Source organism: Bacillus sp. FJAT-29937, assembly GCF_001509555.1.
Lineage (GTDB): Bacteria > Bacillota > Bacilli > Bacillales > Cytobacillaceae > Cytobacillus.
This window is the reverse complement of the sequence record NZ_LMAS01000008.1, coordinates 68,010-83,256: the sequence shown is the minus strand read 5'-3', so window position 1 is coordinate 83,256 and position 15,247 is coordinate 68,010. Positions and strand designations below refer to the sequence as shown.

Sequence of the window (15,247 nt, the reverse complement as noted above, 5' to 3'; positions counted from 1 at the left end):
TGAAAAAAATTGAACAGCTAAATTAGTCGTGCATCAAATAAAAAAAAATCCGTTTCTGATAAGAGTTAAAGCAACCACGAAATAACTAGTTGGTTATTGTGCAGTAACGCCACCTTCAATAACTAATTCTGCTCCGACTGGAAATCTGGTACCAATACCATTACAAATCTAGGTTAGTTTGTTAATTTCCTGTTCCAATTTTTCTGCTAGTTTAAGTAATTCCTCATTATGATTATTTTTTATTTTACGATAAATTTGTGCTTTTCTAGGGGGGACGTTATTTGTTCACGACCATAGCAATCTATGCGTTAAATCGGCCAATCGCCCCAGATAGTAGAAGGAACAAGAATTGCAAACTGTCCCACAATCTCATTTAATGGTAGTTTTCCAGCCCTTTTGTAGTTGTTTTCTGATGTAAACAATTTGTCCAATATGATAAGCGTTATGGGTAGATATATTTCCTAGTAACGCCCACCACTTTACAGGCTGTGGAAAACCGTTCACTTCACTCTCCACCTTTTCTTCAGTTAGCAGATCTTGCCACCGAAGCAGAACCTTCAGGAGGCACTCTTTTAGGTCAGCAAATCTTTTATTTTCCGGATCAATAAAGCTTTTATTATTATCACCTATTGGCACAAATGCATTCACATGAGCTATTTCGTACCTCTTTTGCCATGTCTCATTCCAATAAAGTAGATGTTGAACAATTTCAGCGATACTGTTACTTTCATCGCTGGGTTTCCAAAAAGCTTCTTCTTCTGACAAGTTTACTACTGCATCCGAAAACGGAACGTAAAAGCTCGGGTCGTTCGCATTTGCTAACAACTGATCGGCTAAAACATCTTTAGCATGAAACATATCAATCACACTTCCTCTAAAATTATATATTTTCTACTTCGATGTTTTTATGACTTCTTCTGCTTTATTCCGTTAAATGGCTTGATTGCTGAAGAAGATCAATTGAAAAACCAAATTGATTGGTTCCCTTAAGTCATGAATTTATAGATTTTAAGGATTAATCGTATATTACATATTTTCCTTGTTCACGTAAACTTTTTAAAGAGGTAAGCATATGATTTATTTCTTCATCGGAATGTCTTTCCCATGAACCTAATTCAGCTATTATTTTCAATGGAGATTTAGACCTATAAGAACGTGTAGGGTTTCCAGGAAATCTTTTGTCAGTTAAGTTCGGATCATTTTCAAAATCGCCTAATGGTTCTACAATATAAATTCTTTCCTTTGATTTTAATGTTGCTAATTCAGCGCCCCATTTAGCAGCATCTAATGTCGCAGTAAAATAAATATAGTTGGATTTTTTATCTTGGTAATTTGATAAGTGTTGTGGTTCCAAAAAATCTCCAATTTTCAGTTCTGCTTTAGTTCCATGAAAGAAAGGACCATTATCTAAGACATCTTTTTTGTCGTTCATACTGCTACACACCTCATATTTTTAGATTTATGTATAACAGTATAGTATGTTTTTTTTGGAAAAAGCAGTCTATAAATACTTTTGTAATAATGGTATAATTTAAGTAGAAAGTATAATACCCAACGATAATTACCTCTTATTTAGGTTTAAATTAGTAATCCCCATTTTTGATGGATCTCCATATAGTTTTGTGTTTAATAGGCAATTTAGGCTTGGAGGCTAACTCCAAGCCTTTTTACCATTCGTCAATTTGGCACTCAATTTCTGTGCTATCCAGCAAAGTGACAAGTACTTGCAAAATAGACTTTTTTCTATACTACTGCCCGACCATAATCAAATTCTTCAATCTCTTTGAAAAAATATACATTACTGGAATACCCTTAATTCCGCGTAAAAGTTAGACCCTTGGGGTCAAAAAAATCCCCCGAACCATTAGTCCGAGGGAACATAAAACACACTTCAATATTTAGGGTAAAACACACAAATCTATTGCCACCAAGCTATTTCAACTCTATCAACGCCACGCACTCCACATGGCTTGGGTGGTGATCGCAGACAAATTGATGTAGTAGTGTTTACCTAATTTATACTAGTACTAACTTAAATTGATCCAGCAACATATTTTCAGCTCCATTGAGAATAATTAAATAACTTTTGTAAGTCAAATTCATAGCAACTAATCGAATTAGAAAAGTCTTTTTTTCCTTTGATGTGCGCACCTTTTGCTAACTCAAGTCTTTTTTCTATAAAGAATTTGATATCTGAAATAGACATTCCATCATTAATTGTTCTCATGATTCCATTCCATCTCTGTATTTGGTTGCTGCTATCCCCTCATTCCCATTCTGTCAGCAGCTTCTATTTGGGTATCTTTCATATCAAAAGGAACAATGACATTTTCAGCTAAATCTCTTTTGCTTTCTAATAACTCATGCATAGATTCCTTAACTGTTCCTTGTAGATAGTTTCGGTCATCTTTTGTAATAATTTGATACACATATACATCATATGTTTGAGTTTAACAATAAAAAATAAACTGTGTAAGTAAGAGCCGTACGCACTCTTACTTACACAGTTTATTTTACATTCCCCCCAATCTTGTAAATCGAAATTAGGGTTAGATTAGATCTAGAAATTCAAATGAAAAAATTATGTTAAATATATTTAGCTACATTATTTCAATCTTTCTTGTAATTGATACTCCACCACCTACTCCCCTTTCACCACTTCATTTTCCTCATAGGAAATCCAATCACTAAAACTTCCAGCATATAATTTAACATTATTAAAACCAGCCTGTTTTAGTGCAACTATATTAGGACATGCAGAAATACCCGAACCACAAGAAACAATTACTTCTTTTTGTTTTGGTATTGCCGCAAAATGTTCCTTTAGTTGTTCTGGTGTTTTCCATGACCCATCCTCAACTAAAACATCCTGCCAAAAGTAATTTTTCGCACCGGGAATATGCCCTGCCTTTTTATATAATGGTTCTGACTCACCCAAATATCTTTCTCTTGATCTTGAATCAATAAGTATTGTATGTTGTTGTTGGTGGTTTTTGACATCTTCCATAGACACAACCATTGTTTTATCCATCTGCGGCGTAAAAGTTGAATGAACTTTTTCAGGTAGTTGGTCTGTCACTTCATAGCCGGCCTTAACCCAGGCATCAAAACCTCCGTCTAGCAAGTATGTCTTATTATGACCGTAATATTTTAACAACCACCATGCGCGAGCGGCAAACATTTCATTTTTTGTATCATAAATGACAATAGGCTTTTCCATCGTAACGCCAATTTCACTTAACTTTCCTGTAAAAGCATTTTTATCTGGTAATGGATGGTTTCCGCCATGTTTACGGACTTCCCCCGATAAATCTTTTGTTAAATGAAGATAATGTGCCCCTGGTATATGATTCTTTTTATAGGCAATTTCACCTTCATCTGGATTCAATAAATCAGATCTTACATCGATGATAGTTAGTTCATCTTTCTCCAACCAATTTGCCAGTGTCTCTGGCTTAATAATATCCCCCATTAGTTTGTGCCTCCTTATGGCTTGAACCTTATAATAGTCCTACTCTCCTAACACCCTTATATACGGACGAATGAATCAATTTTTGTTCATTATTTAAAGTTATATTCTGTAACTATTTTCTCCCTTCCATTTACCAAATCATTAAAATATTCATATATGTTAATACCCAGATAAGAGCCTGAGACATTAAATACATTAGTATATCCTAAATTCTGTAACGCCATTACCATGTTGTAGCTTCGTTGTCCTGAACGACAATGAATATAGACTGGTTTGTCTTTTGGTATCTCATCTAACCGATCTCTAAATTCACTTAAAGGAATGTTCACAGCATTGAATAAGTGACCTGCGTTGTATTCCCCTTTTTCCCGAGCATCTATAATAAAAGCATTATTTTCTACTAGCTTACGAACCTCAGAGACTTTAACTTCTTTATACTTACCATGTAATTGATTAAGTGCCACTAATGCTGCCAGATTTACAACATCTTTTGCTGTCCCTAGCATCGGTGAGTAGGTTAATTCTAAGTCTTTTAGGTCTTCCAATGTCCCATTCATCGTAATCATGGCAGCAATAACATCAATTCGTTTATCGACATTACCTTTACCAATCGCTTGGGCACCTAAGATCCGTCCTGTTGGGTATTCATAAACCAATTTAAAGTGCATTGGATTGCTATTCGGCATTAATCCGACTTTATCACCTGGGATAACATATACATAATCATGCTTTATTCCTGCTTGCTCTGCATTTCTTGTATTTAGACCCGTTGAAGCTGCATTTAAGTCAAATAGATGGATAGATGATGAACCGATAACCCCGTTATTTCGATTTGGAATTCCATACATATGGTCTGCAGCTGCACGAGCTTGTTTCTGTGCAGGACCAGCAAGTGCTAGTCTAGTTGGTTTGTGTAATAGACGATGGTATACTTCAATCGCATCTCCTGCCGCATATATATTTTCATCATTAGTTAAGTAGTTATGGTCGACTTTTATTGCACCCGTTTCACCAATTTCAAGCCCTGCTTCTTTTGCTAGGCTTGTTTCTGGCCGTACACCAATTGCGAGAATCACAGCCTGAGCATCAATTTGCTTACCAGAATTCGTTACGACATATTTGTTCTCAATTTTAGCAAGTCTGTCATCTAATACAAGGTTAACTCCATGATCCATCATTTCTTTATGAAGAATTTGTGCCATATCGTAGTCAAATGGTGCCATTACTTGATTGGCGAATTCGACTAATGTTACGTTGAAATTTGCAAGTTTTAAGTTCTCTGCAACTTCTACACCAATAAATCCTCCACCGATAACCGCAATATCCCTTATTCCTTTTTGTTTAATAAACGATTGGATATTATCAATGTCAACAACATTCCGCACTGTAAATACATTCGGATTATTAATTCCTTCTAAATTTGGTTTAATTGGAGATGCACCAGGTGAAAGGACTAACTTATCATAGCTTTCTTCATAGTTTTTATCTGTCATTAAATCTTTTACTGTAATTGTTTTATTTTCCCGGTTAATTGCGATAACTTCATGATTAACACGAGCTTCAATATTATATCGATTTTTAAAAATAGCCGGACTCATTAAGACTAGTTTTTCACTATCTTCTACGATTCCGCCTAAATGGTATGGTAGGGAGCAATTTGAAAAAGATACATGAGGGCCTTTTTCAAACATGATGACCTTTGCACTTTCATCTAACCTTCTTATTCTAGCTGCAGTTGATGCACCACCTGCCACTCCACCAACTACTAGAATTTTCTTTCCTTTCATGTCATCTTCTTCCTCCCATATCTTTAATCAATAACTTTCCCTGGATTCATAATTCCTTTAGGATCGATTGTCTTCTTAATCATTTTCATTAGGTCATATGCTTTTCCATGTTCTTTTTGTTGATATTTCATTTTACCAACTCCTACACCATGTTCCCCTGTGCATGTTCCATTATGACTCAATGCATAATCAACGATGAAGGAATTATATTCATCTGCTTTTCTCATCTCAATAGGGTTATTAATATCAATCATCAAAATCGCATGAAAATTACCGTCGCCTACATGACCAATAATTGCACCAACTAAATCAATTTCTTTTAATTTTTCCCTTGCAGCTAATAATCCACCTTCGAGCTCAGATAATGGTAAACAAACATCTGTAATCATTGCTTTCTTTTGTGGATTGCTGTGAACAAAACTAAATAATAAATTATGTCGTGCATTCCATAGTTCATTTCTTTTCTTTGTATCTGTTTCAAATTCAATAGATTTACCGCCTATTTCAGTTATTAAATCTTTCGCAAAAGCTATGTCTTGGTTCAAGCCCATCTTATTACCATGAAACTCCAAAAATAGTGTTGGTGTTACTTCGTAATTCGTCCCAAGCGATTGATTAACCTGTTCAATAGAAGATTCATCTACTAGTTCCACCCTTGCTATCGGTATACCGGCAGATAGGATGGCTATAACTGATTCAACTGCTTGGCTAATCGTATCAAAGGAGGCCCGAGCAGCCATAACCTCCTCGGGTAATCCATATACCCTAAGAGTTAACTCCGTAAAGCAACCAAGCGTACCTTCCGAGCCTACAAATAACCCATTAAGATGGTAGCCAGAGGATGATTTAGGTGCAAGATTACCAGTTTCAATTATTTCTCCATTTGGTAAGACCACTTCAAGATTACGTACCTGATCTCGCATAATTCCATACTTTACAGATGTTGTGCCACTTGCATTAGTGGCCGCCATACCTCCTAATGTTGCTTCTGCACCGGGGTCTACCGAAAAGAATAACCCATGTTTTTTTAGTCTTTTATTTAACTCCATTTGCGTTACTCCTGGTTGTACCCTTACTAAAAAATCATCAGGACGTATCTCTATTATTTTGTTCATCAGGGAAAAGTCTATCGATACTCCCCCATGATAAGGTATAATATGACCTTCTAAACTTGTTCCCAGGCCAAATGGAATAATCGGAATTTCATATTTATTTGCTAGTTTAACAATTTCACTTACTTCTTTATTACTTATTGGATAGACAACTACAAATGGTTCAGACGGCTCATGGTATGACTCATCTCTACTATGTTGCTCTAGTATTGTTTTATTGGTTGAAATTCGATCCTTCGGGAAAATTTTTTTTGCTTGTTCGATAAATTCCATGAATTTGCATGCCTCCATATTCACTGTGATAATTGTTTGAGTCCCCGAACTACAATCTATACCCAAATGAATCTTAATTAACCTCATTGCTACATGGAATTAAACCAAGAAATATATTTGATTTATCTCCCTTTGATTAAATTTCTCCTTAAATGTTCAGTCATTTCCCAATCTATCTCCAGTGAATCCACATCATTAGTAAGAAATGCTACACCAAATATTTCTTTTGCAACATCAAAGGATAACCAACCCTCTCTAACATCATATAAAACTCGTTCAGGATCTCGTTTTAATGGATTACCATACCCTCCTCCTCCATTAGCCTCCGATACTATGATTTCAACATCTGGTTGTAATTTTACATAATTAGTTAGTGCAATACTCTTTGGTTCTTCAATTTGCTCATCCCACATCGTTTCAAGGCTTTTTATCTTTTTAACGTACATTTCAGCTTTTTTACCTTCTCCCCCACCATGAATACCCTTCGGGGGATATACATGACCATCACAAACTTGCATCCAGGTACCCTCCTGAAATCTCTGTAAAAGCTCTACTTTAGTACCTGGTGCACCATTCCATTGTCCATATCCTTGACTATCTGTTCTAATTGCCCGAGCTTTTATAAGAATGGGATATTTTTGTTCAATTATTTCTGCACTGTCAATATTCATCATTCCAGAAGATACCGGCACTTGTAATGTTAGCCATCCATCATACCCATAGATGGCACCACCACCTGCAGAACCATTAATTAATTGGTTTACATATGGTGCTCCATTTTTTCTTGGGTCATACCCGGCTATAACTGGATTACTATAGGATTTTCCATAGCCATGTTCAGCCATGCCCCAAGGCTCACCTAATCCAGCAAAAATACTACCCGAGATACTTGCCAATCGATCCGTTACGTTTGTTGTTGAAATAGACATACTTATAGGATGTTCAGAATACCCGACAACTTGATTTTTCCCCATTTTTACTTTCAATCTTTTAAATACACCTTGATTTTGTGGTAAATCAGATGAAAGGATACTTAATACGCCTTGGGTTGCAGCAGCTATTGTTGTAGCTTCACACATATTATATCCACCAAGCACACTTGAACGGTTATGACTTACATCGATATAAATATAAGCTTCGTCGGGATCAATATCCACTTTCATCTTTACCGGAATACCAAACTGGGAAGCATCTTTATCTGGAATGCCTGGTATTGGGTCATGCGATGTTTCGTATTCTAAAGAAGCTTTAGGCATTTCCTTGATTGCTGCAATCATTCGTCTTTCTCCATAGTCAATATAGGTATCTACGAAATTATTTATAAACTCAATCCCATGTATACCGCACATATCCTTAATCTTTCTCTCTGCAACCCTGCATGCTCCTACTTGCGCTAAGTAGTCGCCATACCATTGTTCCGGAACTCGAATTCTCATTTTTGCCATACGAATAATATCTTTAATATCTTTATAATTTTTTTGTATTCGTACAACAGGCCAGTTTAAAGCTCCTTCCTCATATATATCTCTTGCATCTGGATAATAGGTGGTTGGCAAATGATTTCCTATATCCGCTTGATGCCCTCTGACAACTGAGAAAAAGAGTAACTCCCCATTATGAAAAATAGGGGCAATAATAGTATAATCAGCGTGGTGAGTATTTCCGTGATAAGGACTATTACATAGAAAGATATCACCTTCATGAATATCATCTTTAAATAGATCCAACAACGATAGAATAACCAAATTGCTATTAGCTGTATGAACTGGTATTGCCTCAGAAACGAATAGAATTCTACCATCTCCCGTAATAACACTACATGAAAAGTCTCTCCCAGAACTTATTACACCGGAACGTGCAGTTCGAATGACTGTATTAGTCATTTCACGTACAATCGACTCAAATTTTCTTACTAGCAATGTAATCATATATGGCTCTATTTTATTTTCAACATTTATATTCACATTAACCCCTCCTAATTCATACTAGATTCTGTTTAAAATTTGATAGAAAAGTTTCCATAAGGTGTAATGGTCACCTGACACCCAGGTGGACATAGAAGGGTCATCGTAGCTTCTTCAATTATAGCTACTTCATCAAATTGTATTACACTTCCAACTGGCATTAATGAACCTCGATAAATATTAGCACTTACATGCCCTATTTTAGGGCCTAAATAAACGTTTCTCGTACCCATAAAATAAGATGATTTCGAATGAATTGTTTCGCTTTTCTGAATGTGTACAGGTTTATCAATCATTCCTGTAGCACGAACTTGCCAATTAATACATTCAATATCAGATTCTTCATTGACTGCAAATATCCTTAAGTGTTCTTGGTGAAATTGAGAGATCATTTCCTTTATATCTGCTGGATTTTCAAAGTGACTTTTATTAAGAGGTATGAAAATTTCCCAATTTTGATGTGGATATCTTGCTTCACAATAAAACTCTAACTTTTGCTTATCTCTTGGTATATTAGCACGATCCAAAAATTCAATTCCCCAATTTCTTAGTTCCTCTAGACTTTGATTAACAACCTCATAGTCAAAATTCTCAGTATTGGTATAGGCATTTACCGAACGTTCACCTTTCACATCAGCAAATAATCCACCAACTGAACTCAAGGCACCAGCGTTTTTTGGCACTAATGCTTCCTTTACATTAAGTTGTTTGCAAATTTGAGCTATATGAAGTCCAGCTGCACCGCCACCAGCTATGAAAAGGAAATCACGTGGATCTATCCCCTGCCAAATAGTGACTTCCTCTATCCCTGCAGCCATATCTGAATTAACAGTATGCCAAATGCTAAAAGCGGCTTCTTCTAACGAAAGTCCAAGTGGTTTGGCAACGTGTTCCATGATTGCTTTTTCCGCTAAATCCTGGTTTAGCCTCATTGAACCACCTGCATAGAATTCCTTATTTAAATTACCAAGGACAAGGTTTGCATCTGTAACCGTCGGGAATATTCCTCCTTCTTCATAACAAGCAGGACCAGGAATTGCTCCAGCACTTGATGGACCAACTCTTAACATACCCCCGGAGTCCACCCAGGCAATACTCCCTCCACCCGATCCTATCGATTTAATATCAACTTTAGGAATTCCAAGTTCAAAATGTTTTATTTTCGCATTTCTAGATACTGGTATTTCACCATTAATTACTGTACTAATATCAAAACTTGTACCTCCCATGTCTACAACAATTAAATCTTCTTTTCCCTTTTCCAACCTTGCATACTCTAACGCAGAAACAGGAGCCAACGCCGGACCGCAATCAATACTATAAATTGGTTTAGTTAGCATTTCATCAACTGTCATTACACCCCCAGTTGAATTAAATAATGTAACATTATCAGTAAATCCATTTTCTATTAACTTATCATTCAACTCCTTGTAATAATCGCCAACAATTGGTAGTAATGAAGCATTAATACTGGCTGACGAAGTCCGTCCTGTCTCACGTATACTGGAATTTACCTCAGAAGCTAAAACTATAGGGACGTCCTCCCACTCTTTTCTAATTATCCTTGCAATCTCTTTTTCATGAATCGGATTGACGATATCCCACAATAGACAAATAGCGATTGCTTCTACTTTAGCCTTTTTAAAGAAATCAACTGCCTTTATTACATCCGTTTCGTTTAAAGGTACTACCACATCACCTTCCGCATTAATTCTTTCTGTTACTTCCACTGTTAAATAGCGCGGTATATAAGGCTTAGGATAATCCATATTCCAATCGTAGGGGTTTTGTCTTTCACCCCCACTGCGAAAAGTTAAAATATCTTTATGACCACGTGTTACAATTAATCCTACTTTCCCCACTTTATCTTCCAAAATAGCATTAGTCGTAATGGTAGATCCATGTGCGAATTTTCCATTTTCCGCACTAGTTTTTTGCAAAAATTCATGTACTGTCTTGTCTTGAAATTTGGCAGCAATTTCAATAGCATTTATTACACCTTGGCCATAATTACCTTTGGTAGTAGGCGTTTTAAAAACGTGTAAATTACCTGCCTCATCAGTTACTGCAATATCCGTAAAAGTCCCTCCAATATCTGTGCTAACCTTTAAACTTTTTGTCATTTTCAATTCTCCATTCCTATATAAGATAAAACGCATTCGATTTAGTGTGTTTTAAGTGTCTTAGTTCTAAAACATCTGTTACACTATTTATTAAAATTTTACAAATAATCAGAAAAATTGTAAAATACATAATAGTAATACCTCTATGAATAATTTTCATAATCCCTTAGTAAATATATTTATAAAAATCTATTACTACAGAAGATACCTGTAGTAACATTTTTGACAATGGAATACGTAACTTTTTGTGAAATTCAATTAATAGTAAGTTCAAATTTATCTTTACATATAGCCTAGTTAGACAGAAGGAGGTATTAACATGAATATTGATCAACTAACATTCATTATACAAATTGCAAAAACAGGATCTGTTTCCGCGGCTGCAAATGCACTAAATATATCCCAGCCCGGTATTAGCAAATCTGTAACCAAACTAGAAGAAGAGCTTGGTGTAATGATTTTCAATCGAACTAATAAGGGTTTAGTACCCACCTCAGTAGGGGAAGAATTAATTGAAAAGTCAGAGGAAATAATGTTGCTAATCCAAGAATTAAAAGAGATAAGTGAAAAATACAATACATCAACAAATCGAAAACTTAGACTAGCAACCGCCCCTACGATTGTACCTTATTTATCCAATTCTATTTTTTCATTAATAAGGGAGAATCCTTCCATGCAAATTGGTATCGTGGAAAAGGAATCAGAAGAAATTCTAAATGACATTAATAAAAAGGCTATAGACATAGGCTTTTTAATTATTAACAAAGAGATCACAGAAAATAAAAATATAGATTTCAAAAAAATAATTACAGTAAAATTCTATGTAACTGTTAAAAGGGATTCTGAATTATCTAAGAAGCAATTTTTAACTCCTAAAGATGTAGAAAACCATAGAATTATCATGTATAACAGCGGAATAAAGAAGGAAATACAGGAGTTAACAAATGAAGAATCTAAATTGAATATTAGTGTAATCCAAAATATGAATTTGATTAAAAAAGCTATCGATGAAGGTGACTATATAAGTATAAACACAGATTTTGCTTTTTATAATAACCCAAATATGTTGAATTGGAACATTACCACAATACCTTTAATAGTTAATGGTGAACAACTTGAAACTTCAATTGGTTGTGCTAGATTAAGGAAAATAGAAATGACAAAAGTTATGAAACAGTTTTTAAAAGAAATTGATAAAATTGAATCTCCTTCAACATTTTGGACACAAAATAGCTTGTAGTATAGCACTAATTTTGATAGTAATTATCCTTTTCCAATCCTAATTGATGATCTTGATTTACAACGAAATAGAGTAATTATCAATCATTATATTAAGCAACAATGCCCATATAAAAGAGGTCTTCCTTCATGACCATGTTGCATGTTTCATTCAAGAGAAAACATAGCATGAGAAATGAAAAAATGACCTATAAAATTTTGATAGATTAATATCCTCGTTCCATATTGACTTTGTTCATGTATGTTCCTGTTTCAGATAGAAATTGGATTAAATTTTTTTCAAAAATTTCAAATGCTCTCTTCTGATAATTCGTAGAGAGACTTGATAAATGGGGGGTAACAGTTACATTATCCATCTCCCAAAACGGGTGTTCCCGGCGAAGAGGCTCAATTTGAAAAACATCAAGGATTGCATGTGAAATTTCTCCTTCATTTAAAGCGTTAATTAAGTCCTCTTCACAAACTGTGGAACCCCGTCCAATATTCATAAATACTGCTTCACTTTTCATTGCCTTAAATAAACTTTTATCTATAAAGTTTTTTGTCTTATTGGTTGCAGGCAGCACAGAGACAACAAAATCAGCTTTTAATAGCATCTCTGGTAATCTATTATAAGTAAAAATCTCGTCAAATTCTGTTACGCTGTTCCCACTTCGATTGTATCCAAGTGTTGTCATGCGAAATGCTTTCGCAACCCTTGCAATTTCCTGACCAATTGAACCTGTTCCCAAAATCGCAATCGTCTTGCCGGTAATTTCTTCAATTTTAATCCATTGCCCCCAGATCTTTTCTCTTTCATTTTTAAGCAACAGTTTTTCATTTCGCATTACGTTCAATAACATGGAAATTGTGTATTCCGACATTGGGATTGCGTGAATACTATGTGAATTTGTGACTAGAATATCCCTCTCCTTAATTACCTTAATAGGCAAGTTTTCAAACCCAACCGCAAGTAAATGAACCCACTTCAACTGCTTAGCTAATTGAACATGGCCTTCACTCAAATCATTTCCAAACGTAATAAGAATATCTGCTTCTTCAACTTCTGATTCCGCCTTTTTCATATTCTCACAAAAGACAAATTGAATATCTGGATATTTTTCCTTAAATTGCTGTTGAATGGTTTGATTTATATTTGCCGATGATACAACTTTCATATTATATAAATCTCCCTTCCCAAGTTATATTTAAAAAGGCGTATGACAGCTCCAAAGAAGACCGTATTTAAATTCAATTGGCTACAAATCTTATAAAGAGAGGCAATAAATAGCCTCTCAAAGCAGGTACACACCTATTAAATTTATCAGAAAATTTAAATAATTTGAAACAGGCTCTTCTATCAGCAGTTTATTATTTAATTCGGTTTAGCCTTTAAAGCCATTTCAATCCAACCATTATCACCGGCTTTTTCTCTGTAGTAATCGTATACAGGCTGAACGGCGTCAAAGAAAGCATCGTAGTCAATTTTATTAACCTCCATATCAGCCTCTAAGGTCTTTAAGGCCTCATTTTCAAATTCCTTAGCTAAATCACGCTGATATGTTGTAGCTTCTTTCATTGCTTCCCTAATCCACTGCTGCTCTTCATCTGAATAGCTTTCTAATAACTTGGTACTAAAAAGCACTGGGATTCCATTGTAAATATGACCGGACAAAGATAAATAATCCTGCACCTCATTAAAACTACTAGAAACAATCAAGCTAAGGGGATTTTCCTGACCATCTATTGTTCCCTGCTGTAATCCTGAAAAGACTTCTGGGAATGGCATGGAAATCGCGTTAGAACCCAAAATTTTAAACATTTCTAACCTAATCGGAGAGTTTGCACTTCTAATTTTTATCCCTTTAATATCTTCAGGTACAACAATTGGACCTTTATTATTAGTGAAATGTCTAAAACCACTACTCCAAGTTCCAAGATTAGTCATTCCTGCCTTACCGAATACTTCCGATTGTAAAGCTTCACCTAACTCACCGTCCATAGCAGCAAAGTAATGTTCGTGGCCAGTAAAAAGAAATGGTACTTCATCAATCATTGCTGCAGGATATTCGCCATGAAAAGGAGCAAAACCACCGAGAACAGCATCCAAACTGTCCATTTGTACCTGCTCAATCATATCATCTACACTACCAAGACTTGCATTAGGATAAATATCAACAGTAATACTGCCATCACTTAATTTTTCTAAAGTTTCTTTGAAATATTCAGCACCGTTATAAAGAGGATCCCCTGCACTAAACATATGTCCTAGTTTTATTACTTTTGAATTTCCTTGATCTGAACCACCAGTTTCATTATTACTAGAACTAGTTTCGCCGGAACTGCATGCGCTCAAACCCACTGCAATAATTAGTGTTAAAAATACACAAACTAATTTTTTCATTTTTCCCCTCCTCTTAAGTTTATTTCTTCTTAGACTAATGATTTACTATTTAGGTTAATTCCCTTCGCTCTTCCAAGAATTTTCCTGAAGGAATTATGCAATAACATTAAGTCCGTGTCTAGAATAATGGCTTGCCCACCGTCAGTTACTATATTCCTAATATCCTCGGAACCTAATCCTGGGTATGGGGAAGCCATGACGGAAATTTTACGTTTAATGCACTCTTCAACCACTTTCTTAAATGCCACTGTAGTTTCAGGATTGTTTAAATCTACAAGCATTCCTTGTTCCTTTTTTGCAAGACCCTGACTAAAATCAGCTTTCCCAAACAAGACCAAGTCCCTTCCCGGTTTTAATTCATCTAGGATGCCATCCAAATCATTCATGGCGATAGGATCCTCTATCATGGCAATAAGTGATATTTCATTCACAGTTTCGACGTGTTCATCCCAATAATTTACATTGTACGATGTTGCCCGGATAGTAGGGCACATACCAGCTTTACCATAAGGAGCAAACCGTAATGCTTCTTGAGCGCGTCTACAATCTTCACGGCTCGTAATATGTGGGACAGCTACACCTAGTGCACCAGCCTCCATAGCATGTCGAATCATATAAGGGATATTATCAGGGACACGGACGATAGGTGTAACATCGTGCAATTGCGCTGCCATGATTTGATGCTCTAACGTTTCACCATTTAGCCTAGTGTGTTCAGCATCAATAATAATAAAATCAAATCCAGAATCACCGATTACCTCTATAACAGAAACATCTCTCGTAAATACAAAGATTCCTACCGGTGCTACTCCCTCCTTGATTGACTTCGTAATTTTATTTATCTGTTTTTTATATCCCATTTTGAAAATCTCCTTTTCAATATATTTTTATAAT

At 35.4% G+C, this 15,247-nt stretch carries 13 protein-coding genes; 1 reads left to right on the top strand and 12 read right to left on the bottom strand.

Translation table 11 applies throughout. The features are described 5' to 3' along the window. Window positions 1-369: 369 nt before the first annotated feature. The 9 genes from AR328_RS16960 to AR328_RS16930 form a co-directional block, all read right to left on the bottom strand. A complete protein-coding gene (locus tag AR328_RS16960) occupies window positions 370-858 on the bottom strand; it encodes a DinB family protein (protein WP_066298487.1) in 489 nt (162 codons plus the stop codon). Between the two features lie 157 nt (window positions 859-1,015). Continuing rightward, entirely contained in the window at window positions 1,016-1,432 is a 417-nt protein-coding gene (gene arr, locus AR328_RS16955) for an NAD(+)--rifampin ADP-ribosyltransferase (RefSeq protein ID WP_066298478.1), read from the bottom strand. Between the two features lie 624 nt (window positions 1,433-2,056). After that, on the bottom strand, window positions 2,057-2,227 hold the full coding sequence (locus AR328_RS22665; RefSeq protein WP_156422733.1) for a hypothetical protein: 171 nt from the start codon (window positions 2,225-2,227) through the stop codon (window positions 2,057-2,059). A 31-nt stretch (window positions 2,228-2,258) separates the two neighbouring features. Continuing rightward, entirely contained in the window at window positions 2,259-2,429 is a 171-nt protein-coding gene (locus AR328_RS22660; protein ID WP_156422732.1) for a hypothetical protein, read from the bottom strand. Window positions 2,430-2,641: 212 nt separating this feature from the next. Continuing rightward, window positions 2,642-3,472: a sulfurtransferase gene (locus AR328_RS16950; RefSeq protein ID WP_066298475.1), complete on the bottom strand. Its 831-nt coding sequence runs from the start codon at window positions 3,470-3,472 to the stop codon at window positions 2,642-2,644. An 89-nt stretch (window positions 3,473-3,561) separates the two neighbouring features. After that, entirely contained in the window at window positions 3,562-5,259 is a 1,698-nt protein-coding gene (locus tag AR328_RS16945) for an FAD-dependent oxidoreductase (RefSeq protein WP_066298466.1), read from the bottom strand. A 23-nt stretch (window positions 5,260-5,282) separates the two neighbouring features. Further along, window positions 5,283-6,644: an FAD-binding oxidoreductase gene (locus AR328_RS16940; protein WP_156422731.1), complete on the bottom strand. Its 1,362-nt coding sequence runs from the start codon at window positions 6,642-6,644 to the stop codon at window positions 5,283-5,285. Between the two features lie 122 nt (window positions 6,645-6,766). After that, window positions 6,767-8,608 (bottom strand): hydantoinase B/oxoprolinase family protein, encoded by a 1,842-nt coding sequence (locus AR328_RS16935; protein WP_082677287.1) that lies wholly within the window; start codon window positions 8,606-8,608, stop codon window positions 6,767-6,769. Between the two features lie 32 nt (window positions 8,609-8,640). Further along, the gene (locus AR328_RS16930; protein ID WP_066298457.1) at window positions 8,641-10,731 is read right to left on the bottom strand and encodes a hydantoinase/oxoprolinase family protein; all 2,091 of its coding nucleotides are present in this window, start codon (window positions 10,729-10,731) and stop codon (window positions 8,641-8,643) included. 319 nt (window positions 10,732-11,050) lie between these two features. On the opposite strand from AR328_RS16930, the gene AR328_RS16925 reads away from it, so the two are divergent. After that, window positions 11,051-11,971, top strand: a complete 921-nt coding sequence (locus AR328_RS16925; RefSeq protein WP_066298455.1) for a LysR family transcriptional regulator — start codon at window positions 11,051-11,053, stop codon at window positions 11,969-11,971. A 205-nt stretch (window positions 11,972-12,176) separates the two neighbouring features. Here the strand turns inward: AR328_RS16925 and AR328_RS16920 are convergent, their stop codons facing one another. From AR328_RS16920 to AR328_RS16910, 3 genes are all read right to left on the bottom strand, one after another. After that, complete coding sequence (locus AR328_RS16920) at window positions 12,177-13,127, bottom strand: D-2-hydroxyacid dehydrogenase (RefSeq protein ID WP_066298453.1); 951 nt, start codon at window positions 13,125-13,127, stop codon at window positions 12,177-12,179. Between the two features lie 197 nt (window positions 13,128-13,324). After that, window positions 13,325-14,353, bottom strand: a complete 1,029-nt coding sequence (locus tag AR328_RS16915; protein WP_066298449.1) for a DctP family TRAP transporter solute-binding subunit — start codon at window positions 14,351-14,353, stop codon at window positions 13,325-13,327. A gap of 29 nt (window positions 14,354-14,382) precedes the next feature. Continuing rightward, window positions 14,383-15,213: an HpcH/HpaI aldolase family protein gene (locus AR328_RS16910; protein ID WP_066298444.1), complete on the bottom strand. Its 831-nt coding sequence runs from the start codon at window positions 15,211-15,213 to the stop codon at window positions 14,383-14,385. Between the last annotated feature and the right edge of the window lie 34 nt (window positions 15,214-15,247).